The following is a 24,602-nucleotide window of genomic DNA, read 5'->3' on the forward strand; positions in this document are numbered from 1 at the left end:
GCGGCCATGTCGAGCTTCGCCGTTCCGCGCCTCCTCCTCGCCGCCTGCCTCGCCGCCTGCGCGGCCCTCCCCCTCTGGGCGGAGGCCGCCCGGGCCGACAGCTGCGACGACCTCACCCGCCAGATCGCCGGCGCCATCGGCGGCAAGGTCGGCAAGCGGGCGGGCCCCAGCATCGACATCCGCATGGCCGGTCCGATCAAGTTCGACGTGACCTGCCGGGCCGAGCCGATCGTGCAGGCGACCTCGGCCGAGCCCGCCCCCTCGGCGACCTTCTTCCGCGACCTGTCGGTGGCCTCCGAGATCCTGGTCGGCGAGCCGGCCGCGACCGTCGAGCCGATCATCGCCAGCGCCTACCGGACCGCGCTGTCGGAGCGGCGCAAGTCGTTCATCCAGCAGAACGGCTGGTCTGCCTCCTGCTACACCGACCCGGGCAGCACCGCGATGCGGACCCTGTGCTCGGTGGGGCGCATCCCGCCGGGGTGATGCGATATCGACCCCGGCAGGATGCGCGCGAAGGGGCCGATCAGTACTCGATCACGCCGTCCAGGGCGTAGTGCTTCACGGTCTTCCGGTTGGCGATCAGCTCGTCCACCGTCGGCTCGCCCTTGAGGGCGCGGGCGATGGCGAGCTTCGTCGCCTCGTAGTTGGTCCGGTAGAGGTCCTTCTGGTCGAGGTTGTCGTCCTCGGCGCAGCGCTGATCGAGCCAGATCATGATGATCATGCACAGCTCGTCGAGCCCGTCCTTGGGCAGGATGCCCTCGATGATGCAGTCCACGATCGCGTCGCCGGTGGCGGCCTGGACCACGCCGCCGAGGAGCTCGGCATACTCGGCCGTGTGGATCGTGACCTTGGTGGTCATCATCGTGGCGGGGCGCACGAGCTGGTTGAGGTCGCGGACCACGAACATCCGCGTGTGGCCCTGGACCTGCCCCATCATCGACGCGAAGGCCTGGCCGACCGGACCGCGCACCGAGCCGATCAGCACCTCCGGCATGGCGTCGGTGTACTGGCCCTCGGCCGCCAGCACCGTGGCCTCGCCCGTGCGGAACCAGATCTCTTGCATGTTCGAACTCCACCTGATCGGAGCCCGCGGGAGACATCATCGGAGGCCCCGCGTCAATCGCGTCAGAGCAGGCCCACCCCGTCCAGGACGCCGACCATCGCGAACGCGATCGTGATCCCCGACACCGCGTAGACCACCCCCTTGTAGACGCCCGCCACGCGCTGCCCCTCGGGCAGGGCCCGGGTGGCGAGGAGGATCAGCAGGCCGAGCGCGAGCGGCAGGAGCAGCGCGTTCATCACCTCCACGGCGATGTTGAGCGCCACGAGATCCGGCACGAGCTGCACGGCGACCGCGCCGGTCGCGACCGCGAGCGCGAAGGCGCCGTAGAAGGCCGGAGCCTCCCGGGGCGACTGCTCCAGGGAGTGCGGCCGGCCGGTCACGTCGCCAAACCCCCAGGCCAGCGCCAGGGCCACGACGTTGAGCGCCACGAAGGCCGCCGCGATGATGCCCACCCCGAACACCACCTGCCCGAGCCACGGCCCCAGGGCCGGCGTGAAGGCGCCCGCGAGATCGCCGACGGTCTCCAGCCCCTTCGCGCTGCCCTGCCCGGCCTTGCCGATCGTGGCGGCGGCGGCGACGAGGATCGCGCCCATCACGCATTGCGAGACCACCGCACCCACGAGTGTGTCGAGCCGCGAGCGCCGCGCGTGCTCCCAGCCCAGGCCCTTATCGACGATCGCCGACTGCTGGTAGAAGATCATCCACGGCATGATCACCGCGCCGATATTGGCCGCGATCAGCACCCGGAACTGGCCGTCGCCCAGCGGCATGTGCCCGAAGGAGGCGACGATCTCGGGCAGGTTCGGCCGCGCCGCGACGGCGAGCCCGACGAAGACCAGCTCGAACAGGCCGACCACGATCGCCACGACCTCGACGCGCCGGTAGCTCCCGGTGAAGACGAGCCCCAGGAGCAGGCAGGCCGGCAGGCCGAGGCTCACGAGCCGCGGCACCCCGAACAGGTCCCCGATGCCGGCGATGCCGGAGAATTCCGTGACGATGGCGCCGATGCCGGCGACCACGAGGCCGCCGTACGAGATCCAGGCCCAGGCCGGCCCGTAGCGCTCCCGGATCAGCGCGCCGTGGCCGCGTCCGGTGGCGGTCCCGAGCCGCACCGTCAGCTCCTGGACGACGTACAGGATCGGCACCAGCAGGATCTGGAGGAGCAGGAGCGAATAGCCCCAGCGCGCCCCGCTCTGGGCCGCCGTGATGAGGCTTCCGACATCCGTATCGGCCAGCATCACCACGAGTCCGGGGCCTGCGGCCTTGAGGTAAGCGGACAGGCGAGGCAGGGAAGCGCTGGGCACGGCTCGGGAACAGTCCCGCGCACGGGCGGTTCCGGCGGGCGCCTGCGGCGTTTTCCCGGGGCAGGCGGGAGGGACATGTGATGGCGGAGAGCACGGATCGGGGCTCCGGCTGGAGCCTGCAGGCGACCGCCGTGCCCGACGGGGTGCGCCTGGAACTCGCCCTGGCCGACCTCGGCGGCGCGCCGGTCACCGCCGCGATCGTTCTCGACCGGGCGGAAGCCCGGGCCTTCGCACGCGCCCTGCTCGCCGCCGCCGGCGACGCGGCGGAACGGACCTTCCCGAAGCCGGGCGCCTGACGGCGCGCCGCCGGTCGGTCAGCGGGCGAGACCGGGATTGCGGCCGGGCAGGCGGGGGACCACGGTGCCACGCTTCTCGATCGGCGTGTCGCAGGCGTAGGCGAACTCGGTCTTCAGCGGATCGAACACGGTCTCGCCGGTGATCCGGCAATCCTCGCGCACGGTCTCGTCGAGATAGGCCCGGGCGGCGGTGCGGAAGCGCTTCACCCGGGTGGCGTCCGGCTCCGGATCGATCCGGGCCTCGCTCAGGTTGCAGCCGGTATATTCGCGCAGGGCGTTCGAGACGATCAGCATCCGGCGCATCTGCCGGTTGTCGTAGACCTCGTAGGGCTCCTTGCAGCCGATCGTCACCACCTGGGGGGTGAGCGCCACGTAGTTCCGCGAGATGTAGGAGAACCCGGTGGTGCAGCCGGCGAGGCCGAGGGCGGCGAGGCCGAGGGGCAGCAGAGCTGCGGGTCGTCGCATCCTCGTCATCCCAAGAGGGTCCCAGCCCGCGGCCCGGATCCGCCGCCTTCCCGGCGGGGCGCCGCGGTGCATTGAAACGGCTCCGCTTGCGCCGTCAATGCGTTTCTCGACCTTGCTCCCGCGAGCGCGGAGCGACGCGCCAAGCGTAGCGGTGCCGCCCTTGCGGAACACTTGCGGAACGTTTAACCTGTTCGTGATTTGTTTCAGAGACCGTCACGGGGCGGTCTGCCAAGCCGCGAGTCCCCCTTCGATGCTCACGCGCAAGCAGCTGGACCTCCTGCGTTTCATCCAGAGCCGGATGCAGGAATGCGGCGTCCCGCCGTCCTTCGACGAGATGAAGGACGCCCTCGACCTCAAGTCGAAATCCGGCATCCACCGGCTGATCACGGCCCTGGAGGAGCGCGGCTTCCTCCGGCGCCTGCCGAATCGGGCGCGCGCCATCGAGGTGATCCGCATTCCCGAGAGCCTGAGCCAGACGGTCCCATCTTCGGCCCCATCTTCGGCCCCGGCCGAGCCGCGCCGTTTCACCCCGAGCGTGGTCGAGGGCGGCAAGTCCAAGCATCCGCCGGCCCCGGCCAGCACGCGGATGATCGACGACGCCGGTCGTGCCATTTCGATCCCGGTGATGGGCCGGATCGCCGCCGGTACGCCGGTCTCGGCGATCCAGAACCAGAGCCATGCCATCACCCTGTCGCCGGACTTCGTGGCCGGCGGCGAGCACTACGCCCTGGAGGTGCGCGGCGACTCGATGGTCGAGGCCGGCATCCTCGACGGCGACCTCGTGGTGATCCGCAAGCAGGACACGGCCAATACCGGCGACATCATCGTGGCGCTGATCGACGACGAGGAGGCGACGCTCAAGCGTCTGCGCCGCCGCGGCTCCTCGATCGCCCTGGAGGCCGCCAACCCGGCCTACGAGACGCGTGTCCTCGGGCCCGACCGGGTCCGGATCCAGGGCCGCCTCGTCAGCCTCGTCCGCCGCTACTGAAGCGGCTCGGCCGGCGCGTCGCCGGGGGCGAGGTCCCCGCCCGACGCATCGGTTTCCGGAGGCGTTGTCGCCCCGTCGTCAGAGGCGCGGGCCTCCGCGGAGGGCGCGGTGACCGGTTGTGGTGATCCCGGCCCGTGTTCCGAGCGTGGTCGCCAGGGCACGGCGCGGCCATCGGCCCGGGCGTGACGGGCGACGAAGCTCTCGCCGTCGGACCTGAGGGCGACGGCGCCCTGGGCGGACAGGACGCGCCGGTCGATCACCAGGGGGCCGGTGCAGGTCGGTGGGGCCACGAGACCCGTGATCAGCACCGCGGCGCGGGCGCAATCCTCCGGGAAGGCCCGCCGGTCCCGGACCAGGGCGACCGCCCGTCCGTCCGGCAGGCGCGCGGTGCATCCGAGCCGATCACAGCGGCCGCTGCCCGATCGGACGATCAGTCCCCCGGCTCCCCGTCCGTCGCCGTCCGCCTTCAGCCATTGTTCGAGGACGAAGCCGGACGGGCTGCCGAGGGCCGCGAGCCGTCCGTCCGGCCCCCGCACCGCGGCCCCCGCACCCTGCCGATCGACATAGAGGTCGTAGCGGTCGGGTCGGGCCGCGACGACGAGTCCGAGCAGGATCGGCGGCACGGCGAGCCAGCGCAGGCGGGAGGCCGGTAACGTCGCGAGCAGCAGGCCCGCGGTCAGCAGGAACAGCGCCGCGGTGCCGAAGGCCGGTACGACCACGATGGCCCGCTCGAACCCGGCGATCCACTGGGAGACGGCGAGCATGCCCCCCACCGCCTGACCCATCAGCCACCAGATCGGGCGGTCGAGGGCGAAGGGATAGGCGAGGATCCCGATCACCGCGGAGGGCATCACCACGAGGGAGACGAGCGGCAGGGTCAGGGCGTTGCCGACGAGGCCGAAGGGCTGGATCGTCTGGAAATGGTAGGTGGCGAAGGGTGCGGTCGCGACCTGCGCCACCAGGGTCGTGGCCAGGGTCCCGGTGACCGCCGAGAGGCCGGTGCCGACGAGCCGACCGAGCCGGCCCGCCCCGGGGCGCACGAACAGCCGCCCGTCGATCAGCCGCGCGCAAGCGATCAGCCCGGCCACGGCGCCGAAGGACATCTGGAAGCTCGGGCCGAGCAGGCCCTCCGGCTCCCGGGCCAGGGCGATCAGCGCCGCGAGGGCGAGGTTGCGCATGGACAGGGCGGGCCGGTCCACCAGGATCGCGCCCAGCATGATCAGGGTCATGATCAGCGAGCGCTCGGCGGCGATGTCCCAGCCCGAAAAGGCGCAGTAGGCGGTGACGCCGACCATGGCGAAGCCGGCCGCGATCTTCTTGATCGGCCAGAGGAGCGCGCAATGGGGGACCAGCGCGAGCAGCGCCCGCACCAGCCAGAACACCACGCCGGCGGCCAGCACCATGTGGAGGCCCGAGATCGACACAACGTGGTAGATTCCGGCGGCGCGCAGCGCATCGTTGGTCGCCGGGCCGATGAGGCCGCGCTTGCCGGTCACCAGGGCCGCCGCCACCGCGCCCGCCTGGCCGCCGGCGGCCTCCGCGATCCGGCGGGTGAGCCCGTTCCGGGCCGCGTCGAGCGTGGCGGCGAGCCGCAGGCGGAGGGGCAGCGGCTCGGTCGGCGCCCGGATCGTGACCGCCCCGACCAGCGAGCCCACCGCGCCGATCCCCTGGAAGTAGGCGTCTCGGGCGAAATCGTAGCCTCCGGGCCGGGCCGCCTCCGGGGGTGGCAACAACCGGGCGGTGGCGGCGACGACGTCCCCGGGAAGCGGGGTCGGCGTCTTGCGGAATGACACCCGCACCCGGGCGGGCCGCGCCTCCGGCGCGAGGCCGGCGAAGCTCTCCACCCGGATCAGCAGCCGGGCACCGACCTCGCGCTCGTCCAGGGCCTCGACCGTTCCGATGAGGGGGCCGATGGTGGTGCGGGTGAGGACCGGGGCGGCGACCTCCGAGACCCGCCAGGCCGCCGCCGCGAAGCCGAGGAACGCGGCCGCCACCGCGAGCACCGCCGCCAGCGCCGCCGGGCGCGCGCCGAGGAGCGGGATCGGCGCCAGGGCAAGGGCGGCGGCGACAAGGGGCGCGGCCAGGCTCGGCGCGCCGTCGGTCGCCGCGAAATAGACCAGGATACCCCCGCCGAAGGCCACCGCCAGCCAGGGGAACAGCCGGCGCTGCTCGGCGTCCCGGGCGAGGCCTTCGGCCACCCAGTGGCGGATGACCGGGAGGGCGGGCGCGCGGGGGCCGGCCAGCGCCACCGCGCCGCCCGCCAGCCTCGCGCCGATCCGCCGCATCGCCGCCGCCCCGTTCCGCGCGACCTGTCTCGGGGCCGGGCGATTCTGCGGGCGATTCTTAACGCATCCTCCGGCTCGTGCTACAGCCGGTGCTTCGTGCTACGGGCGCCCTGTCGAGCCCCTCGCCGCTCCGCCGCCCCTTCGCCGTCCGTCGCGCTCCGTCCGCGACCAGCCCCGGAACATACCGGACCGATGTCCTCAGCCGTCGTCACGCGCTTCGCCCCCTCGCCCACCGGCTACCTGCATATCGGCGGGGCCCGCACGGCGTTGTTCAACTGGCTCTACGCCCGCCACACCGGCGGCAAGATGCTGCTGCGCATCGAGGATACCGACCGGGAGCGCTCCACCAAGGGCGCGATCGACGCGATCCTCGAAGGCCTGTCCTGGCTCGGCCTCGACTGGGACGGGGACGTGGTGTTCCAGTTCGCCCGGGCCGAGCGCCACCGGGCCGTGGCCGAGGAGCTGCTGGCGGCCGGCCGTGCCTACCATTGCTATGCCACCGCCGAGGAGCTGACCTCGATGCGGGAGACCGCCCGGGCCGAGGGCCGCGCCCCCCGCTACGACGGCCGCTGGCGCGACCGCGACCCGTCCGAGGCCCCCGCGGGGGTCAAGCCGGTGATCCGCCTGCGCGCGCCGACCGAGGGCGAGACCGTCGTCGAGGACGCCGTCCAGGGCCGCGTGACCTGGGCCAACAAGGACCTCGACGACCTCGTCCTGCTGCGTTCGGACGGGACGCCGACCTACATGCTGGCCGTGGTGGTCGACGACCACGACATGGGCGTCACGCAGATCATCCGCGGCGACGACCACCTCACCAACGCGGCGCGCCAGAGCCAGATCTTTTCCGCCTTGGGCTGGGACATTCCCCGGATGGCCCATATCCCGCTGATCCACGGGGCGGACGGAGCCAAGCTCTCGAAGCGCCACGGGGCGCTCGGCGTCGAGGCCTATCGCGATCTCGGCTACCTGCCGGCGGCCCTGCGCAACTACCTCGTGCGGCTCGGCTGGAGCCACGGCGACCAGGAGGTCTTCTCCACCGAGGAGATGGTCGCGGCCTTCGACCTCGGCGCGGTGGGGCGCTCCGCGGCGCGGTTCGACTTCGCCAAGCTCGCCAACCTCAACGGCCTCTACATCCGCACGAGCGCCGATGCCGATCTCGTCGCGGCGATCGAGACGATCCTGCCCAATGTCGGTCCCGGGCGCGGCCTGTCGGCGCCGCTGCAGCCCGACCTCAAGGACAAGCTCACCCAGGCCATGCCGGGCCTGAAGGAGCGGGCCAAGACGCTGATCGAGCTCCTCGACAGCGCCTATTACCTCTACGCCCAGCGGCCGCTGGCGCTGGACGACAAGGCCCGCGCCCTCCTCTCCGACGAGGGCCGCGCCCGCCTCGCCGGGGTGCGGCCGGTGCTCGAGGCGCTGCCGGACTGGAATGCGGCCTCGACCGAGGGGGCTGTCCGCCAGTACGCGGAGGACGCCGGCTGCAAGCTCGGACAGGTGGCCCAGCCCCTGCGCGCGGCGCTGACCGGCCGCACCACCTCCCCGCCCCTGTTCGACGTGATGGCGGTGCTCGGTCGGGAGGAAACCCTCGCCCGCCTGAGCGATCAGGTGCCGCAGGTCTGAAGCCACCGGGCGTAGCCGGGGAACTGCCGGCCCCGGCTCGAATTGCGCTTGGTGGAATTTGCTTGGCGTCGGGGTCGGGTTGTCACCGACCCCGTTGCTGCTGCAGTGCCGTTTGGGTAACCCATGCCTGTGAGCACCCGCAGCATAATGCGTGTGCTCAGGCCCCCGGGACCGACTCGGGCAGCCCGAGCCCGGCATCCGCCACGTCGCCAGAGAAGGGTCCACGATCCATGAGCGCACCCAGCACCATCACCGTGGACGGCAAGTCGATCGAGCTGCCGGTGAAATCCGGCACGATCGGGCCGGACGTGATCGATATCGGCAAGCTCTACGCCCAGACCGGCGCCTTCACCTTCGACCCGGGCTTCACCTCGACGGCGTCCTGCGAATCGAAGATCACCTATATCGACGGCGACGAGGGCGTGCTGCTCTATCGCGGCTACCCGATCGAGCAGCTCGCCGAGAAGGGCGACTTCCTCGAGACCTGCTACCTGATGCTGTTCGGCGCCCTGCCGACCGCCGCCCAGCGGGCCGATTTCGAGTACCGGGTCACGCGCCACACCATGGTGCACGACCAGATGAACCGGTTCTTCACCGGCTTCCGCCGCGACGCGCACCCGATGGCCGTGATGGTCGCCTCGGTGGGCGCCCTCTCGGCCTTCTACCACGACTCGACCGACATCACGGACGAGAGCCAGCGGCTGATCGCGTCGATCCGCATGATCGCCAAGATGCCGACGCTCGCCGCGATGGCTTACAAGTACTCGATCGGCCAGCCGTTCGTGTACCCGAAGAACGACCTCGACTATACCTCGAACTTCCTGCGCATGTGCTACGCGGTGCCGTGCGAGGAATACGAGGTGAACCCGGTCTTCGCCCGGGCGCTCGACAAGATCTTCATCCTGCACGCCGACCACGAGCAGAACGCCTCGACCTCGACGGTGCGGCTCGCCGGCTCCTCGGGCGCCAACCCCTTCGCCTGCATCGCGGCCGGCATCGCCTGCCTGTGGGGCCCGGCCCATGGCGGCGCCAACGAGGCGGCGCTCAAGATGCTGATGGAGATCGGCACCCCGGAGAACGTCGGCAAGTACGTCGCCAAGGCCAAGGACAAGAACGACCCGTTCCGCCTGATGGGCTTCGGCCACCGGGTCTACAAGAACTACGACCCGCGCGCCCGGATCATGCAGAGCACCACCCATCAGGTGCTGAAGGAGCTCGGCAAGACCGACGATCCGCTGCTCCACGTCGCCATGGAGCTGGAGCAGATCGCCCTCAAGGACGAGTACTTCATCGAGAAGAAGCTCTACCCGAACATCGATTTCTATTCGGGCATCACCCTCAAGGCGATGGGCTTCCCGACCGACATGTTCACGGTGCTGTTCGCCGTGGCCCGCACGGTCGGCTGGATCGCCCAGTGGGCCGAGATGATCGAGGATCCGTCGCAGAAGATCGGCCGTCCCCGCCAGCTCTACGTCGGTCCGACCCAGCGCGACTACGTGCCGGTCGACCAGCGCGGCTGAGGCAGGACCACCTGTCCTGTGACGCGAGCGACGGGGCGGCCGAGAGGCCGCCCTTCGTGTTTGCGGGGGCGATCGAACGCCGCCTGCCCGTCCGGCCGCCCTACGACTGGGCGGCGATCCGCGCGTTCCTCGCCAAGCGGGCGATCCCGGGCGTCGAGGCGGCCGATCCCGCGGCGGCCTACGCCCGCACGATCAGCATCGCGGGGCGGCACGGGCTCCTGACGGTGGCGCCCGGCGCGGATTGCCTGCACGTCGCGCTGCGCGGTGTCGAGGCCGGGCACGCCGAGGCGGTCGCGGGGCGCCTGCGCCGCCTCTTCGACTGCGACGCCGATCCCGGCGCCATCGCGGCCTGCCTTGTCGGCGATCCGGTCCTGGCCCCGCTCGTCGCCGCGCGGCCGGGATTGCGCCTCCCCGGGGCCTGGGACCCGTTCGAGACCGGCTGCCGGGCGATCCTCGGTCAGCAGGTCTCTGTGGCGGCCGCGATCGGGCTCGCGGGCAAGCTGGTGGCGGCGTTCGGGAAGCCCCTCGCGGAGCCGATGGGCGGGCTGACCCACGTCTTTCCCACGCCGGCGGATCTGGTCGAGGCGGATATCGCCCTGGCGCTCAACATGCCGCGGGCCCGCGGCGCGGCGATCCGGGCGCTGGCCGCGGCGGCTTTGGCCGATCCGGACCTGTTCGCCCCGGCGGAGTCGCTGGAGGCCGCGGTGCTCCGCTTCACGGCGATCCGCGGGATCGGTCCCTGGACGGCGCAGTACATCGCCATGCGGGCGCTCAAGCTGCCCGACGCCCTGCCGGTGGGCGATGTCGGCCTGCTGCGGGCGCTGGAGAGCCGCACCGGGCGTCCGAGCCCGGCGGCGCTCCTGGCCCGGGCCGAGGCGTGGCGCCCGTTCCGGGCTTACGCGGCGCAGCACCTCTGGGCGGCGGACGAGGCGGCTGTGAAGGCGCGGTGATAGGGGTGCTAACCCGTCGCTTCGGCGCCGCCGTCCTTGCGAGCGGAGCGAAGCAATCCAGTCGGCACCACGCTAACGTATGCCGCTGGCCCTGAGTCACTTCGCTGTGCTCGCGATGACGGAGGGGCTGGTCGACCCGGTGCCCCCATGGTCGTTGTGGGGCCATGGATGGCGCCCTACAGGGGGCGGGTGGCACGCACCACGGACCCTTTGCCCGTGACGACAGCCCAGCTCTTTCTTCTGGCGGTTCCGATCGGCGGCGTGGTGGCCCTTGGCGCGCTCTGGCTCGATCAGCGTTCGCGCTGAGACCGTCTCCGAACGAGGTGCGGGTCCCCTCTCCCGAGCGGGAGAGGGACAGGGTGAGGGATGAGAACGATCCGGAGGAGGCGCGACCCAAACGCGCGTCGATGGCGGGCTCTATTCTGATCCTTTTCGACCCTCACCCCAACCCTCTCCCGAACGGGAGAGGGAGCCTGTCGCGCCTACATGAACGGACGTGCGTATGGCCGTCCTCTTTCAGTCGGCCCCCCTTCAGCGCCCGAACCGCTCGAATTTCGGGAAGCTGCGCGCCATCATCAGCCCGACCTCGGCGCGGTGGCCGAGCCACTTCTCCAGCACCGACGCGTTGGCGAGCCGGCCCTCCGGTGAGCCGTCCTGCCAGGGCAGGCCGTCCGCCAGCTTGAACACGTGCGCGTCGAGCAGCCCGCCGCTGCGGCAGCGCTGGAGGCGCACGCCCTTGCCGCGGGCGAGTTCGGCCACCTCGGAGATCGGGAAGATCAGCAGCAGCTTTTCCGTGTTGACCACCGCGACGTGGTCGCCCTCGGCCGGCACCAGCACCGCCGCGGTGGCGTCGCCGTCGAGGCCCAGAACGTTCTTGCCCTTGCGGGTGTTGGCCACCAGCGCGTCGGCGGGCGCCACGAAGCCGCGCCCGTCCGAGCCCGCGATCAGCAGCTTGGTCTCGGGCCGGTAGGGCAGCGCCGCCACGATCTCGGTGCCGTCGTCGAGGTCGGCCATCAGCCGCACCGGGTCGCCGAAGCCGCGCCCGCCCGGTAGCTTCGAGGCTTCCAGCGTGAACACCTTGCCGTTCGTGGCGAGCAGCAGGATCTTCTGGGTGGTCTCGGTGGGGAAGGCGATCTTCAGGGTGTCGTCGCCCTTGAACGCAACGCCCGAGAGGTCGGCGACGTGGCCTTTGAGCGCCCGGATCCAGCCCTTGGTGGAGACGATCACGGTGATCGGCTCGCGCTCGACCAGGGCCGCGGTGAAGTCGATGCCGCCGACATCCGGCGGGCTCGCTAGCGTCGTGCGGCGCTTGCCCAGCTTCGTCTCGGGCCCAAACGTCTTCTTCACGGCGCGGATCTGCGCCTGGATCGCCTTCCATTGTGCCGGCTCGGAGGCCAGCAGGGCATCGATTTCGGCCTTCTCGGCGGTGAGCGCGTCGAACTCGCGCTTCAGCTCCATCTCCTCCAGCTTGCGCAAGGACCGCAGGCGGGTGTCGAGGATCGCGTTGGCCTGGATCTCGGTCAGCTCGAACCGGGCCATGAGGGCGGCCTTCGGCTCGTCCTCCTCGCGGATGATGCGGATCACCTCGTCGAGGTCGAGATAGACGATGAGCAACCCGCCCAGGATCTCCAGGCGGCGGTCGATCTGGCCGAGGCGGTAGCGCGAGCGGCGCTGCAGGACGACGCGGCGGTGGTCGACCCATTCCCGCAGGCACTCGGCGAGCCCGATCACCTTCGGCACGAGGCCGCCGACCAGGACGTTGAGGTTGAGCGGGATCCGCGCCTCCAGCTCGGTGAGCCGGAACAGCGATTCCATCAGGATCACCGGATCCACCGTGCGCGAGCGCGGCTCCAGCACGACACGCACGTCCTCGGCGGATTCATCGCGCACGTCGGCGAGCAGCGGCAGCTTCTTCTCCTGCAGCAGCTCGGCCATCTTCTCGATCAGCCGGCCCTTCGGGATGCCGTAGGGGATCTCGGTGACGACGATGTTCCAGGTGCCGCGGCCGAGATCCTCCTTGGTCCAGCGGGCGCGGACCCGGAAGGCACCGCGGCCGGTGCGGTAGGCCTCGGCGATCGACTCGGCCGAATCCACCAGGATGCCGCCGGTCGGGAAGTCCGGCCCCTGCACGAACTTCGCGAGCTGCCCGGACGTCGCCTCGGGATGGTTGATCAGGTAGAGCGCCGCGTCGCACAGCTCGGCGGCGTTGTGCGGCGGGATCGAGGTCGCCATGCCGACCGCGATGCCCTGGCTGCCGTTGGCGAGCAGGTTCGGGAAGGCCGCCGGCAGGACGATCGGCTCCTCCTTCTCGCCGTTGTAGGACGGCCGGAAATCGACGGTGTCCTCGTCGATCCCGTCGAGCAGGAGGCGGGCGACCTCGGTGAGCCGCGCCTCGGTGTAGCGATAGGCGGCCGGACCGTCGCCGTCGATGTTGCCGAAATTGCCCTGCCCGTCGACCAGCGGGTAGCGCTGGGCGAAGTCCTGGGAAAGCCGCACCAGGGCGTCGTAGATCGCCTGGTCGCCGTGCGGGTGGAAGTCACCCATCACGTCGCCGACGATCTTGGCGCATTTCTTGTGCGCGGTGTTGGGGTCGAGGCGCAGCAGCCGCATCCCGTAGAGGATGCGCCGATGCACGGGCTTCAGCCCGTCGCGGGCATCCGGCAGCGCCCGGTGCATGATCGTGGACAGCGCATAGGCGAGGTAGCGCTCTTCCAGCGCGGATTTCAGCTCGACGCTCTCGATCCCGTCGCCGGACGGCGGCTCGAAGGGCTGGCCCATGACGGCTCCTGTCTCAGGGCGGGGCCGCCGACCGGCAGCGCCGCCTTTCCGGATGGTTCGTCAGTCCGGGGCACCGAAGGCGAGCCCGGAATCCAGAACCACCGACCCTGTCCGAGGAGGCGGACGAACCTTGCGGGCCGAGCGATTCTGGATTCCGGGCTCCGCTTCGCGGCCCCGAAACGACGGGATGACACAGCCCGGGTTGAGCCGCGCTCAGACCCGGGCGCGATTAGAACATAGCGCGAACATTACCCGGCCTCGCGGCCGAGCGCAACGAATCGCGCCCGCTCCTCGGACGGCGCGAGGCCCCGCGGGCCCCAGACGTGCCGGTCGAGGAAGTACCCCGTCAAGGTAAACCCTTGGGCAACGCCGTCCGGACCCGGGGATCCGCCGGCGAGCAGGAAGGTTGGAAGCGCGAGAAGACGGTCCCGATAGGGCTCGCCCGCCGAGGCGCTGACCGCCCGGCCGCTCTTCGGCGAGACGTAGGCGAGGGCGTCGTTGCCGCCGGTGGCGGCGCAGGCTGTCAGGTCCAGGCCGAAACCGAGCTCCGACAGGATGGCCAACTCGAACCGCACCATCAGGGGCGGCGCGATGGCGGGGTCGTCGAGGTGCTCGACGAGGATCCCCGCCGCCGCGTAGAGCGCCGGATGCGGGTCGCGCTCGGGGAGGAGGCGCAGCAGCGCCGCGAGGTGTCCGATGCCGTATAGGGCCAGGCTCGATCCGATCAGCCGGGAGACCTGCGACTCGAGGGGCTCCACCACGTAGGCGCCGAGGCCCTCGTCGAGGCGCGCCCGCCAGGTCAGCCGGACCCGGTTGCCGGGCTGGAGCACCGGCTGCATCCGCCGCGAGCGTCCGCCATGGACGAGGCCGAGATGGCGTCCATGGGCCTCGGTCATCGCCTCCAGGATGACGCCGGTCTCCCCGTGCCGGCGCAGGCCGAGCACCAGGGCGTCGTCGGTCCATTGCATCGAACGTCGCGTCGTGAGGTGAAAGGGGCGCGGCGCGCGACGGGCGCGTGCCGCTCGTTCTCCTCATATAGGGACCCGCAGCCTTCGGCGCTGTCCAGCCTCAGGCAGCCTTGGCCGGTTAGCGAGGGCCGATGCCGCCCCGCGCCGCTCTTGCCATCATCTTCGCCCTCGCCTCCGCCGGCGCGCAGGCCGGGCCGCGCAAACCGAAGCCCGCGGCCGAGGACGTGCCCTCCCCGGCCCTCCTCCAGCGGATCGCCGCCCTGGCGCTCAAGCAGGTCGCCTTCGGTTCGGTCTCGCTGCTGCCGGTGCGGTTCGAGGGCAGCCGGATCGCCGGGCCGATCGCGGAGGGCGGCCGAGTGATCTACTGCGTGTCGGGCCGGATGTACGGCCGGACCTTCGGCAAGCCCGAGCGCCCGAAGGTGACGTTGCTCTACGAGGCCGACCGACTCACGGTGCTCGACGACGACGAGGTCTGCACCGGCCACCGCACCCGGCCCTTCCCCGAACTCGACGCGCTGGGCAACAAGCCGTGAGGCCGCTGCGTTGAGGGCCATGCCCTGCGCGCCCGCCCGCACCCTCGACCTCAGCCTCGACCTGATCGCCCGCGCGCATTCCGTCCCGGTCCCCGACGACCCGAGCGCCCTCGACGTGCTGTCGGATTCGGAGTTGCGCCCGGGCCTGGAGGCGATCGTCGCCGGGCGCGAGGGCTGCGATCTCTGGGTCTTCGCCTACGGCTCGCTGATGTGGAATCCGGAATTCGAGGTCGCCGAGCGCCGGATCGGAACGGTGCGCGGCTTCCACCGCCGGTTCTGCCTGCTGCAGCGCCGGTTCCGCGGCACGCCGGAGCGGCCGGGCTTCGTCCTGGCGCTGGACCGCGGCGGCCTCTGCCGGGGCGTCGTGTTCCGCCTGCCCGGGATGGAGATCCGCGAGGCGCTGATGCCGGTCTGGCGCCGGGAGATGCGGGGCCGGGGCTACGTCGCCCGCTGGCTGCCGGTCGCCACCGAGACCGGAACCGTGTCGGCGCTGACCTTCCTGGCCAACCGCGCCAGCGACCGCTACGCCGGCCGCCTCTCGGACGCCGAAATCGCGGAAAAGATCGCCGCCGCCTGCGGGCACAAGGGACCGAGCGCCGAATACCTGTTCCGGACCGTGGACGCCTGCGAGCGCCTCGGCATCCGCGACCGCCATCTCTGGAATCTCCAGGCCCTTGTGGCCGCGCGGCTCAGGGCCTGTGCTCCGGGGGCGTGAGGTTCAGGTCCAGGCCCGCTTCATCACCACGGCGACACGTCCGCCCGCATGCTCGGCATCCGGATTGCGCGGCTCCCGGATCCCGGGGGCGCGGCCGGTGGTGACGTAGACCAGCAGGGTGAGGGCGAGCAGGATCTTCGTGCGCATGGCGACGCTCAGGCTTGAGCGCCGGTGCATAGGATCGATCGCTTTTTAAGGAGTTGCTGCGGTGCACACGGACGGGATCGCGGCCCGGTTCCTGCGGACGTGGTGAAGGAAGGGTTGCGGGCCGGCCGCGATCGTCTATGCCGCCGGCCCGGGATGTCCACAGGTGGAGGATGAGATGCGGCTCCGGATCGGCGTAGCCCTGGCGGTCGTCGGCATCGCCGCCGTGGCTCTCCTGGCGGGGCCGCTGAGCCGCGGCGACAGGCTGTCCGACATCCTCACCGGGCGGACGCCGCTGCTCGCCGGCGGCACCCGGGCGCCCGGTGGCGGCGCGAACCTCACCGGCACCGCCGACCTGGGGACGGATCAGCGTCCGGCGACCCTTTACCTCGCCTGTGATCCGGGCGGGACCGGCCTGTCGGCGGCGCTGACGGTGCCGCGCTTCGCCGAGCTGGCGCCGCGCTTCGACTTCGCCGGGCTCGAAGGCTCCGGCAGCGCGACGCCGCTCACCGGCATCCTCGTCTCCAGTGCCGGCAGCGTGCGCTCCATGCGGATGCCCGTGCAGGGCGCGGCGACCGGGGCGGATTCGGGCTTCACCCTGACGGTGACGGGCGCCCGCCGCGGCGAGGATCCGCTGCGCGGCCTCGCCGTGGCGCTCACCCAGCCCGGCACCAAGCTCACCTGGACGCAGGCGAGCCCGCGCTCCGGCGATCCGGCCCTGACGGCGGTGTTCACGGTGGCGGAGAGCGACGCCGCCGCGCTGAAGGGCGCCCTCACCGGCTGCCTGGCGGCCCCGTTCTAGCTCACCTCCACCTGCACCACCCCCGGCACGGTCCGGAGCTGGCCGGCGAGCGTCGGCGTCGCCTGGAATTTGCCGGGCAGCCGGATCTCCACCTCGCGGCTGCCGCCATCGAGCTTGAGGATCAGCGACACCTCGCTCTCGCCGCGCATCGACAGGCGCTGCTGCACGGGGGCGACGCCGCGCGGGTCGCTCAGGTGGATGCGGATCCCCTTCTGGTGGCGGGCCACCGCCTGGTCGAGGGGCTCCGCGGTGAGGATCCGGGCGCGGACATCCTCGCCCTCCAAATTCGCCTGGAGCTGCAGCACCAGCGGGCGGCCCGGCTCCAGGATGTCGCGGTACTGGCCGAGCCCCTCGGAGAAGATGATCGCCTCGAAATGCGCGGTCCGGTCCGAGAGCGTGACGATGCCCATCTTGTTGCCGGTCTTGGTGCGCCGCTCCGCCCGGTCGAGCACGGAGGCCGCCACCCGGCCGACGCTGGAGGTCCCAGCCCGCACCGCGCGGCAGAAATCGGTCCAGCTCTGCACCCGCAGCTTGTCGAGCAGGTCGCCGTACTCATCCAGCGGATGACCGGAGATGAAGAACCCGATCGCCGCGTATTCCCGCTTCAACGTGTCGGCCATCGGCCAGATCTCGTGGGGCGGGATTCGCAGGGACACGTCGTCCGCCACCACGCCGCCGAACATGTCGGTGACGCCGGCCGATTCCGCCTCCGCCGCGCTGGCGGCGAGCTTCATCATCGGCTCCACCGCCGCGAAGGCGCGCGCCCGGTCCGGCTCGATGCAGTCGAGCGCCCCGGCCTGGACGAGGCTCTCCAGGGTGCGCTTGTTGATCTGCCGCGGGTTGAGGCGGCGGGCGAGGCAGGCCAGGTCCTTGAACGGCCGGTCGCCGCGGGCCTCCACCAGCGCCCGCACCGCCTCCCGGCCGACGCCCTTGATGGCGGCGAGCGCGTAGAAGATCTTGCCGTCGCGCACCTCGAACACCTCGCCGGAGGTGTTGATCGAGGGCGGCTCCACCGTGATCTTGAGGCGCTGGGCGTCCTGGCGGAATTCGGCGAGCTTGTCGGTGTTGTCGATGTCGAGGGTCATGGCGGCGGCCAGGAACTCGACCGGGAAGTTCGCCTTGAGATAGGCGGTCTGGTAGGTCAGCAGCGCGTAGGCCGCCGCGTGGCTCTTGTTGAAGCCGTAATCGGCGAACTTCGCCAGAAGGTCGAAGATCTCGTTGGCCTTGGCCTTGGTCAGCCCGCGCTCGGTGCAGCCCTTCAGGAACCGGTCGCGCTGCGCGTCCATCTCGGCGCGGATCTTCTTGCCCATGGCGCGCCGGAGCATGTCGGCCTCGCCGAGCGAGTAGCCCGCCAGGACCTTGGCGATCTCCATCACCTGTTCCTGGTAGACGATGATGCCGAAGGTCTCCTTCAGCATCGGCTCCAGCTTCGGATCCGGGTACCAGGACGCCTCGTTGCCGGCGTCGCGGCCGAGCTTGCGCTCGCAATAGACCGGGATGTTGGCCATTGGGCCCGGGCGGTAGAGGGCCACCAGCGCGATGATGTCCTCCAGCCGGTCGGCCTGCATCTCGCAGAGCGCCTTGCGCATGCCGGCCGATTCCACCTGGAACACGCCGACCGTCTCGCCCCGACCCATCGGCCCGTAGGTGTTCGGATCGTCGAGCGGCAGCGACGCGAGGTCGATCTCGATGCCGCGCTGCTTCAGGAGATCGGTGCAGCAGCGCAGCATGGTCAGGGTTTTGAGGCCCAGGAAGTCGAACTTCACCAGCCCGGCCTGCTCGACCCACTTCATGTTGAACTGGGTCACCCGCATCCCGGTCTTGGGGTCTCGGTAGAGCGGGACCAGCTCCTCCAGGGGCCGGTCGCCGATCACCACGCCGGCCGCGTGGGTCGAGGCGTGCCGGTGCAGGCCCTCCAGCTTCTTGGCGATGTCGATGAGCCGGCCGACGATGGGCTCCTCCTCCATGGCCTGCTGGAGCTTGGGCTCGCCCTCGATCGCCTGGGCGAGGGTCACCGGGTTGGCGGGGTTCTGCGGCACCAGCTTGGTCAGCTTGTCGACCTGCCCGTAGGGCATCTCCAGCACGCGGCCGACATCGCGCAGCACGCCGCGGGCGAGCAGGGTGCCGAAGGTGATGATCTGCCCGACCTGCCCCTCGCCGTAGCGCTGCTGCACGTAGCGGATCACCCGCTCGCGGCCCTCGACGCAGAAGTCGATGTCGAAATCCGGCATCGAGACGCGCTCGGGGTTGAGGAAGCGCTCGAACAGCAGGCCGAAGCGCAGCGGGTCGAGGTCGGTGATCAGCAGCGACCACGCCACCAGCGAGCCGGCGCCGGAGCCGCGGCCCGGACCGACGGGGATGTCGTGGTCCTTGGCCCACTTGATGAAGTCCGAGACGATCAGGAAGTAGCCCGGGAACTTCATCGACACGATGACGTCGAGTTCGAAGGCGAGGCGCTTGCGGTAATCCTCCTCCGAGAAGCCCGGCGCCGTGCCGTGCTGCTTCAGGCGCAGCTCCAGCCCGGCCTCGGCCTGCCGGCGCAACTCGGTCGGCTCGTCGGCCGAGACCGCCTGCACGCCCGTGTCCGCCGCCTCCGCCAGGGCCTCCGCCATGGGGGGCGTCTCGCCCGCCGCCACGGCGCCGAAATTCGGCAGGATCGGCTTGCGGGTCCGCGCCCGCACGGCGCAGCGCATGGCGATCTCGACGGTGGCCTGGAGCGCGTCCGGCAGGTCGCGGAACAGCGCGGCCATCTCGGCGCGGGTCTTGAAGGCGTGGCTCGGCGTCAGCCGGCGGCGGCGCTCGTCGGAGACGACGCGACCCTCCGCGATGGCCAGCAGGGCATCGTGGGCGTCGTAATCGTCGGGCTTGGCGAAGTAGGGCTCGTTGGTGGCGACGATCCCGAGGCCGTGGCGGCCGGCAAGGTCGAGAAGTGCGGTCTCGACCCGTCCCTCTTCGGGCAGGCCGTGGCGCTGCAACTCGACGTAGAGCCGGTCCTCGCCGAATGCCTCCTTGAGCCGCTGCAGGCGGCCGAGGGCCAGTTCCGGCCGCCCGGCCCGGAAGGCGGCATCGAGGGGCCCCGACAGGCCGCCGGTGAGGGCGATCAGTCCCTCCGAGGCTCCGACGAGGGCCGCGGCGTCCAGGCGCGGCGCTTCGCCGAGCGCCGTGTCGAAATAGGCGCGGCTCGCCAGCCGCAGCAGGTTGGCGTAGCCGGCCTCGTCCTGGGCCAGGAGCACGATGCCATGGTGCGTCGGCGCCTGGCGCTGGTGCGGATCAGCGGCCTCGAACGCCACCGAGAGCTGGATGCCGGCGATCGGCTGGACGCCCTCGCCGGCCGCCTTCTCGGAGAATTCGAGCGCCCCGAACAGGTTGTTGGTGTCGGTCAGCGCCAGGGCGGGCTGCCGGTCGGCGACCGCGGCCTTGACCAGGGAGCCGACCTTCAGCGCCCCTTCGAGCAGGGAATAGGACGAGTGGACGTGGAGGTGGACGAATCCGACCTCCTTGAGCTGGCGTGGCATGGCCGACCTTGTTCCGGGGTCGGCCAGCATCCCCGCTCGCCGGCTCCAAGTCGACGTGTGCCGGGCCGACGAGAGGCGATATCCACCGGTCGTGCCCCGGAAGCACCAGTTCGGGCCAAGCCTGTGGATTATCGGCCGCGCCGGGCGGATCGCCTGTGCATAACCCGCCCATCGCAGGAACCGGGGGCGCCTTGGAAAAATCCGGCTAACGAACCGGTGCCAAGGCTATCGCCCAGGCGCCGACCGCCGCGAACAACAGCCCGAACGCCATGAACTCGACCATCCCGGTCAGGACCAACCGCTTCAGCATCGACCTGCCTCCCGTGTTCCGGTCCTAGTATGTTCATGTTTTGTTCCAATGAAAGGGCGTGCGGGCCACAAACCGGCGCCCGCTTATCGGTACAGTAAAAAGTGTCTTGATGCGGATCGGGCGGGCTGGCATGCCCCGCCTTCGAGACGAGCTCGTCACCGCTTGGGGGGTTCGAAGGAGTAAGCCATTCCCGCGCACCGGACGGTCGAACGGTTCGACGTCGCCCTCGTGGCCGTCGGCACGCACGGTGACGTGCTGCCGTTCATCGCGCTGGGTCACGAACTCCTGAAGCGCGGTCACGGCGTCTCGCTGGCGGCCCCGGCGCCCTTCGAGGCGATGGCCCGCCGGGCCGGACTCGCCTTCCAGCCCCTGGGTACGGTCGCGGATTACGAGGCGGTGATCCGCCAGCCGGATCTGTGGCACCCGCAGCAGGGCTTCCGCCCGATGTTCGATTACGCCCTGCAGGTGGCCGAGCCGGCCTGCCTGTGGCTCGGTGCGACCCGCGCCCGGGGGATCGACCTGCGGGTGGTCGCCTCGCCGCTGGGTTGGGGCGCCCGGCTCGCGCAGGATCTGTACGATCTCCCGACCGCGACGCTGCACGTCATGCCGTTCCTGATCGAGAGCCGGTACGATCCGCCGCGTCTGCCGGGCCTGCCGCTGCCGCGCGTCCTGCCGGCCTCCCTGCGGGCCTACGTGAATCTCGGCGTCGACAAGGTGGCGGTCGGCCCGTTCACGCTGCCGCCGCTCAACGCCCTGCGGGCCCGCCTCGGCCTCGATCCGGTCTACCGGCTGCGTCACTGGTGGAACAGCCCGACCGGCATGCTCCTCATGTTCCCCGACTGGTACGCGGAGCCGCAGGCCGACTGGCCGGGTCAGGCGGTGCAGCTCGGCTTCCCGCTGGTCGACCGGTTCGGCGACGTGGCGGCCATGCCGCCGGAGCTGGAGGCGTTCCTCGCGGCGGGCGACCCGCCGATCGTGTTCACCTACGGCTCGGCCATGCGCCAGGGGGCCGGCTTCTTTGCCACCGCGGTGCGGCTGTGCCGGCGGATGAACCGGCGCGGCGTCCTGCTCGCTCCCCAGGGCGGCCAGATCCCGAAGCCGCTTCCGGCCGGGATCATCCACCTGCCCTACGCGCCCCTGAGCGCCCTGTTGCCGCGCAGCGCGGCCCTGGTCCATCACGGGGGCGTCGGCACGGTGGCGCAGGCTTTGGCCGCGGGGATCCCGCAGCTCGTGGTGCCCGTGGCTTTCGACCATTTCGACGAGGGGCGGCGGCTGAAGGACCGCGATCTCGGCGCCACCTTGAGCCGCCGCGCCTTCCGTCCCGCACGGGCGGCGCGGGTGCTGGGCCGGCTGCTCGCCGATCCCGCCGTGGCGCGGGCCTGCGCGGCGGCCCGGGCACGGATGGCGGGGAGCTCCGACGCCATCATCGACGCCTGCGACTACGTCGAGAGGCTGATGCCGACCGAGGCCGGTTCCGGCCCCTCCGTCGCTCCCTGACCGCACCGGTCGCGCGGGGCGGCCCGAACGCGAGCGGCGCCGCCCCGGGGGGGGGGCGGCGCCGTCCGGTTACTGGCCGAGCAGAGTCGTGGCCGAGCCGACGAGCGTCATGAGCAGGCCGCTCACGAAGGCACCGATCATGACGTAGGAGAGAGCCTTCAGCTTCATCTGTCCTCGCGTCGGATCAGCAGCGGTAACCGCCGGCGGTCTGGCCGTACTGCTTCACCGGCCGGGTCTGCTGATCGGCGTTGCCTTCGGCGGCCGAGCTCATCGGGCAGCCCACGTAGTTGGGATTGTCGTGGACACCGAGGCCGAGGGAGCCGGTCGTCTCAACCTCGTAGGGAGCGAAGCCGGTCCAGCGCGCGCCGTTCTCCGCCAGAGCGGACGAGATCGGAGCGGCACCAAGAACAAGAGCAGTGACGGCGGCGGCGATACGGGTCTTCATGGCAGGGCTCCAGAGATCACGCAGTACAGGCCGGTTGTTCGGCTCTGTTTTATCTAGCGTGATGATAAGATAGGGAGCCGGTGTCTTCCGTGACGTGACTCGCCGCACGCGACGGGACGGATTAAAAATCGTGTGCATTTATGGACGCGTGAAGCCAGGCATGGACTTCGCCGACGGCGCGGGCGGGGCGAACCGCGGGGTTGAAGGACCGCCCGCATGGCGCGTTGGGGGTGACGTCCGGGCGCACGAAGTCCGCCGCCGCCTTGACCGGAAGCGATCTTGAGCCGAGCCCGTCCGCGTCGATGCGCGCGGCGCCGCGCGCGCCGATCCGCGGACACACGGGACGGTCCGTGCGGACGCGTCGCCGGACTCAGTCGAGCTGCGTGATCAGCCCGTCGCGGATGGTCACCCGCCGGTCCATCCGGGCGGCCAGCTCGAGGTTGTGGGTTGCGACCAGAGCGGCGAGGCCCGAGGCGCGGACCAGCGCCATCAGGACCGAGAAGACATGGCCTGCCGTCCCGGGGTCGAGATTGCCGGTGGGCTCGTCGGCCAGCAGGAGGCGCGGGCCGTTGGCCACCGCCCGCGCGATGGCGACGCGCTGCTGCTCGCCGCCCGACAGCTCGGCCGGGCGGTGTGGGAGCCGTTCCTTGAGGCCCAGGAAGCTCAGGAGTTCCGTGGCGCGGGCCTTCGCCTCCGGACCCTTCAGACCGCGGATGAGCTGCGGCATCACCACGTTCTCCAGGGCGGAGAATTCCGGCAGGAGATGATGGAACTGGTAGACGAAGCCCATCTCCTCGCGCCGCAGACGGGTGCGCTCGGCATCGGCCATCGCCGCGGTGGGATGGCCGCCGATAAAGATCTCGCCCCCATCCGGCCGCTCCAGAAGGCCGGCCAGATGCAGCAGGGTCGATTTGCCGGCGCCCGACGGCGCCACCAGCGCCACCAGTTCCCCCGGCCAGATCGCGAGGTCAGCCCCGCGCAGGATCTCCAGGGCACCTTCGGCCTGGGGATAGCGCCGCTCGACGCGGGAAAAGAACAGGGCCGGGACCGGCTGGTCGCCGGTTGTCTGGCTCGACTCACTCATCGGATGCGGCCCGTCAGCCGTAGCGGAGGGCCTGCACCGGATCGAGCCGGGCGGCGCGCCAGGAGGGATACAGCGTCGCCGCGAGCGACAGCAGCAGGGACGTGATCACCACGGCGGTGATCTCCTTCGGATTCATCTGGGCCGGGATCTCGGCGAGGAATCGCACGGTCGGATCCCAGGCGCCGGGAAACAGCACGTGCTGGATCGGCTTGATGTTCAGGGTGATCAGGACGCCCAGCGCCAGCCCGCTCAGCGTTCCGACGACGCCGATCAGGGCGCCGTTGATGAGGAACACCCGCATGATCGTGCCGGGCGTCGCCCCCATGGTCCGCAGAATCGCGATGTCGCTCGATTTGTCGCGCACCAGCAGGATCAGGCCGGAGACGATGTTGAGCGTCGCCACCACGACGATCAGGCTGAGGATCAGGAACATCACGTTCCGCTCCACCTCCAGGGCCCCGAAGAAGGTCCGGTTGCGCTGGCGCCAGTCGGTGAGCAGGATCGGGCGCTCGGCCGCCATCTCCAGGGGCTCGCGCATGTCGCCGACATGATCGGGATCGTCGACATAGATCTCGATCATGCTGACGTCGCCGTCCCTGTTGAAGAACGCCTGCGCCTCGGCCAGGGGCATGAACACGAAGGTCTGGTCGAACTCGGTCATGCCGACCTCGAACACCGCCTTGACCGTGTAGCTCTTGGTCCGTGGCGCCGTTCCGAAGGGCGTCGAAGAGCCCTTGGGCGTCACCAGCGTGATCGTATCTCCGGCCTGCAGGCCGAGGGTGTCGGCGAGCCGCCGGCCGATCAGCACGCCCGTGCCGTCGTCGAAGCCCTCCAGGGTGCCCCCGCGGATCGCCGAGGATACCGCCGCCAGGGCGTCGAGGTCGGCGGCCCGCACGCCGCGGATGATCACGCCGGAGCCGCCATATTGCGACGACGCGAAGGCCTGGCCCTCCACCAGCGGCACCGCGGCGCGCACGCCCGCGACCTTCGACAGGCGCTCCGACAGGTCGGTCCAATCGTTGAACGGCCGGTCGATCGGGGTGGCGAACAGGTGACCGTTGATGCCCACGATCTTCGAGAGCAGCTCCGCCCGGAAGCCGTTCATCACCGACAGGACGATGATCAGCGTGGCGACACCTAGCGCGATGCCCAGTACCGAGAAGAACGCCACCACCGAGACGCCGCCGCCCCGTCGGCGGGCGCGCAGGTAGCGGCCGGCGAGGATCCACTCGAACGGTGCGAACGGGGCAGTGGTGCCCGCACGGAACGACGCCGCGAAGGTCCTGACCCGGTCCAGCGCCGCTGATGCCGCCATCGGCA

The 24,602-nt window shown here is 71.0% G+C and carries 21 protein-coding genes; 10 read left to right on the plus strand and 11 right to left on the minus strand.

The annotated features are described in order from the left end of the window. The first annotated feature begins 6 nt into the window (after positions 1 to 6). On the plus strand, positions 7 to 483 hold the full coding sequence (locus GGQ91_RS14770; RefSeq protein ID WP_043381941.1) for a hypothetical protein: 477 nt from the start codon (positions 7 to 9) through the stop codon (positions 481 to 483). 40 nt (positions 484 to 523) lie between these two features. Here the strand turns inward: GGQ91_RS14770 and fae are convergent, their stop codons facing one another. Next, entirely contained in the window at positions 524 to 1,063 is a 540-nt protein-coding gene (gene fae, locus GGQ91_RS14775) for a formaldehyde-activating enzyme (protein ID WP_020092273.1), read from the minus strand. 62 nt (positions 1,064 to 1,125) lie between these two features. Beyond that, positions 1,126 to 2,367 carry an NRAMP family divalent metal transporter gene (locus tag GGQ91_RS14780; protein ID WP_043381939.1) on the minus strand — a complete coding sequence of 414 codons (1,242 nt, stop codon included), beginning with the start codon at positions 2,365 to 2,367 and terminating at the stop codon, positions 1,126 to 1,128. Between the two features lie 80 nt (positions 2,368 to 2,447). Between GGQ91_RS14780 and GGQ91_RS14785 the strand changes: the two genes are divergently transcribed. Then, positions 2,448 to 2,663 carry a hypothetical protein gene (locus GGQ91_RS14785; protein ID WP_043349581.1) on the plus strand — a complete coding sequence of 72 codons (216 nt, stop codon included), beginning with the start codon at positions 2,448 to 2,450 and terminating at the stop codon, positions 2,661 to 2,663. 18 nt (positions 2,664 to 2,681) lie between these two features. Here the strand turns inward: GGQ91_RS14785 and GGQ91_RS14790 are convergent, their stop codons facing one another. Further along, positions 2,682 to 3,128: a hypothetical protein gene (locus GGQ91_RS14790; protein WP_043349584.1), complete on the minus strand. Its 447-nt coding sequence runs from the start codon at positions 3,126 to 3,128 to the stop codon at positions 2,682 to 2,684. Between the two features lie 250 nt (positions 3,129 to 3,378). On the opposite strand from GGQ91_RS14790, the gene lexA reads away from it, so the two are divergent. Further along, complete coding sequence (lexA, locus tag GGQ91_RS14795; protein WP_053608492.1) at positions 3,379 to 4,116, plus strand: transcriptional repressor LexA; 738 nt, start codon at positions 3,379 to 3,381, stop codon at positions 4,114 to 4,116. On the opposite strand, the gene GGQ91_RS14800 is transcribed toward lexA, so the two are convergent. Then, complete coding sequence (locus GGQ91_RS14800) at positions 4,110 to 6,401, minus strand: ComEC/Rec2 family competence protein (RefSeq protein WP_182592274.1); 2,292 nt, start codon at positions 6,399 to 6,401, stop codon at positions 4,110 to 4,112. The two genes, lexA and GGQ91_RS14800, sit on opposite strands and share 7 nt — an antisense overlap. A gap of 192 nt (positions 6,402 to 6,593) precedes the next feature. Between GGQ91_RS14800 and gltX the strand changes: the two genes are divergently transcribed. The 3 genes from gltX to GGQ91_RS14815 all read left to right on the plus strand — a co-directional run bounded on the left by gltX (position 6,594) and on the right by GGQ91_RS14815 (position 10,491). Beyond that, positions 6,594 to 8,021, plus strand: coding sequence for a glutamate--tRNA ligase (gene gltX, locus GGQ91_RS14805; protein ID WP_182592275.1), 1,428 nt, complete (start codon positions 6,594 to 6,596; stop codon positions 8,019 to 8,021). A gap of 230 nt (positions 8,022 to 8,251) precedes the next feature. Beyond that, positions 8,252 to 9,541, plus strand: a complete 1,290-nt coding sequence (gene gltA, locus GGQ91_RS14810; protein WP_012319002.1) for a citrate synthase — start codon at positions 8,252 to 8,254, stop codon at positions 9,539 to 9,541. A 56-nt stretch (positions 9,542 to 9,597) separates the two neighbouring features. Continuing rightward, a complete protein-coding gene (locus GGQ91_RS14815; protein ID WP_075380172.1) occupies positions 9,598 to 10,491 on the plus strand; it encodes a DNA-3-methyladenine glycosylase family protein in 894 nt (297 codons plus the stop codon). 531 nt (positions 10,492 to 11,022) lie between these two features. Here the strand turns inward: GGQ91_RS14815 and parC are convergent. Continuing rightward, positions 11,023 to 13,269 carry a DNA topoisomerase IV subunit A gene (gene parC / locus GGQ91_RS14820; RefSeq protein WP_182592276.1) on the minus strand — a complete coding sequence of 749 codons (2,247 nt, stop codon included), beginning with the start codon at positions 13,267 to 13,269 and terminating at the stop codon, positions 11,023 to 11,025. Between the two features lie 248 nt (positions 13,270 to 13,517). Beyond that, positions 13,518 to 14,237 carry a DNA repair protein RecO gene (gene recO, locus GGQ91_RS14825; RefSeq protein ID WP_075380173.1) on the minus strand — a complete coding sequence of 240 codons (720 nt, stop codon included), beginning with the start codon at positions 14,235 to 14,237 and terminating at the stop codon, positions 13,518 to 13,520. A gap of 131 nt (positions 14,238 to 14,368) precedes the next feature. Here recO and GGQ91_RS14830 point away from each other — a divergent pair, with 131 nt between their 5' ends. Together GGQ91_RS14830 and GGQ91_RS14835 are read left to right on the plus strand one after the other, a co-directional pair. After that, entirely contained in the window at positions 14,369 to 14,770 is a 402-nt protein-coding gene (locus GGQ91_RS14830) for a hypothetical protein (protein ID WP_043349603.1), read from the plus strand. A gap of 19 nt (positions 14,771 to 14,789) precedes the next feature. Next, on the plus strand, positions 14,790 to 15,485 hold the full coding sequence (locus tag GGQ91_RS14835; protein WP_043757238.1) for a gamma-glutamylcyclotransferase: 696 nt from the start codon (positions 14,790 to 14,792) through the stop codon (positions 15,483 to 15,485). A 3-nt stretch (positions 15,486 to 15,488) separates the two neighbouring features. On the opposite strand, the gene GGQ91_RS14840 is transcribed toward GGQ91_RS14835, so the two are convergent. Beyond that, positions 15,489 to 15,632, minus strand: coding sequence for a hypothetical protein (locus tag GGQ91_RS14840; RefSeq protein WP_164706385.1), 144 nt, complete (start codon positions 15,630 to 15,632; stop codon positions 15,489 to 15,491). 175 nt (positions 15,633 to 15,807) lie between these two features. Here GGQ91_RS14840 and GGQ91_RS14845 point away from each other — a divergent pair, with 175 nt between their 5' ends. Next, positions 15,808 to 16,431 carry a hypothetical protein gene (locus GGQ91_RS14845; protein WP_043349609.1) on the plus strand — a complete coding sequence of 208 codons (624 nt, stop codon included), beginning with the start codon at positions 15,808 to 15,810 and terminating at the stop codon, positions 16,429 to 16,431. Here the strand turns inward: GGQ91_RS14845 and dnaE are convergent. Beyond that, a complete protein-coding gene (gene dnaE / locus GGQ91_RS14850; RefSeq protein WP_182592277.1) occupies positions 16,428 to 19,946 on the minus strand; it encodes a DNA polymerase III subunit alpha in 3,519 nt (1,172 codons plus the stop codon). The genes GGQ91_RS14845 and dnaE overlap by 4 nt on opposite strands. Before the next feature lie 538 nt (positions 19,947 to 20,484). Between dnaE and GGQ91_RS14855 the strand changes: the two genes are divergently transcribed. Continuing rightward, positions 20,485 to 21,753 carry a glycosyltransferase gene (locus tag GGQ91_RS14855; RefSeq protein ID WP_043354256.1) on the plus strand — a complete coding sequence of 423 codons (1,269 nt, stop codon included), beginning with the start codon at positions 20,485 to 20,487 and terminating at the stop codon, positions 21,751 to 21,753. Positions 21,754 to 21,937: 184 nt separating this feature from the next. On the opposite strand, the gene GGQ91_RS14860 is transcribed toward GGQ91_RS14855, so the two are convergent. The 3 genes from GGQ91_RS14860 to GGQ91_RS14870 all read right to left on the minus strand — a co-directional run bounded on the left by GGQ91_RS14860 (position 21,938) and on the right by GGQ91_RS14870 (position 24,597). After that, on the minus strand, positions 21,938 to 22,198 hold the full coding sequence (locus GGQ91_RS14860) for a hypothetical protein (protein ID WP_043354255.1): 261 nt from the start codon (positions 22,196 to 22,198) through the stop codon (positions 21,938 to 21,940). Positions 22,199 to 22,568: 370 nt separating this feature from the next. After that, a complete protein-coding gene (locus GGQ91_RS14865) occupies positions 22,569 to 23,282 on the minus strand; it encodes an ABC transporter ATP-binding protein (protein WP_043354253.1) in 714 nt (237 codons plus the stop codon). Positions 23,283 to 23,295: 13 nt separating this feature from the next. Then, on the minus strand, positions 23,296 to 24,597 hold the full coding sequence (locus GGQ91_RS14870; protein ID WP_043381918.1) for a lipoprotein-releasing ABC transporter permease subunit: 1,302 nt from the start codon (positions 24,595 to 24,597) through the stop codon (positions 23,296 to 23,298). Positions 24,598 to 24,602 lie beyond the last annotated feature (5 nt).

It is taken from the genome of Methylobacterium fujisawaense, assembly GCF_014138435.1.
Lineage (GTDB): Bacteria > Pseudomonadota > Alphaproteobacteria > Rhizobiales > Beijerinckiaceae > Methylobacterium > Methylobacterium fujisawaense.

Bases quoted from the DNA above. Each gene is read 5' to 3' on its own strand.
- GGQ91_RS14770 (WP_043381941.1), top strand. From the start codon at position 7: ATGTCGAGCTTCGCCGTTCCGCGCCTCCTCCTCGCCGCCTGCCTCGCC.
- fae (WP_020092273.1), bottom strand. From the start codon at position 1,063: ATGCAAGAGATCTGGTTCCGCACGGGCGAGGCCACGGTGCTGGCGGCC.
- GGQ91_RS14785 (WP_043349581.1), top strand. From the start codon at position 2,448: ATGGCGGAGAGCACGGATCGGGGCTCCGGCTGGAGCCTGCAGGCGACC.
- GGQ91_RS14790 (WP_043349584.1), bottom strand. From the start codon at position 3,128: ATGCGACGACCCGCAGCTCTGCTGCCCCTCGGCCTCGCCGCCCTCGGC.
- lexA (WP_053608492.1), top strand. From the start codon at position 3,379: ATGCTCACGCGCAAGCAGCTGGACCTCCTGCGTTTCATCCAGAGCCGG.
- GGQ91_RS14800 (WP_182592274.1), bottom strand. From the start codon at position 6,401: ATGCGGCGGATCGGCGCGAGGCTGGCGGGCGGCGCGGTGGCGCTGGCC.
- gltX (WP_182592275.1), top strand. From the start codon at position 6,594: ATGTCCTCAGCCGTCGTCACGCGCTTCGCCCCCTCGCCCACCGGCTAC.
- gltA (WP_012319002.1), top strand. From the start codon at position 8,252: ATGAGCGCACCCAGCACCATCACCGTGGACGGCAAGTCGATCGAGCTG.
- parC (WP_182592276.1), bottom strand. From the start codon at position 13,269: ATGGGCCAGCCCTTCGAGCCGCCGTCCGGCGACGGGATCGAGAGCGTC.
- recO (WP_075380173.1), bottom strand. From the start codon at position 14,237: ATGCAATGGACCGACGACGCCCTGGTGCTCGGCCTGCGCCGGCACGGG.
- GGQ91_RS14830 (WP_043349603.1), top strand. From the start codon at position 14,369: ATGCCGCCCCGCGCCGCTCTTGCCATCATCTTCGCCCTCGCCTCCGCC.
- GGQ91_RS14835 (WP_043757238.1), top strand. From the start codon at position 14,790: ATGCCCTGCGCGCCCGCCCGCACCCTCGACCTCAGCCTCGACCTGATC.
- GGQ91_RS14840 (WP_164706385.1), bottom strand. From the start codon at position 15,632: ATGCGCACGAAGATCCTGCTCGCCCTCACCCTGCTGGTCTACGTCACC.
- GGQ91_RS14845 (WP_043349609.1), top strand. From the start codon at position 15,808: ATGCGGCTCCGGATCGGCGTAGCCCTGGCGGTCGTCGGCATCGCCGCC.
- dnaE (WP_182592277.1), bottom strand. From the start codon at position 19,946: ATGCCACGCCAGCTCAAGGAGGTCGGATTCGTCCACCTCCACGTCCAC.
- GGQ91_RS14860 (WP_043354255.1), bottom strand. From the start codon at position 22,198: ATGAAGACCCGTATCGCCGCCGCCGTCACTGCTCTTGTTCTTGGTGCC.
- GGQ91_RS14865 (WP_043354253.1), bottom strand. From the start codon at position 23,282: ATGAGTGAGTCGAGCCAGACAACCGGCGACCAGCCGGTCCCGGCCCTG.
- GGQ91_RS14870 (WP_043381918.1), bottom strand. From the start codon at position 24,597: ATGGCGGCATCAGCGGCGCTGGACCGGGTCAGGACCTTCGCGGCGTCG.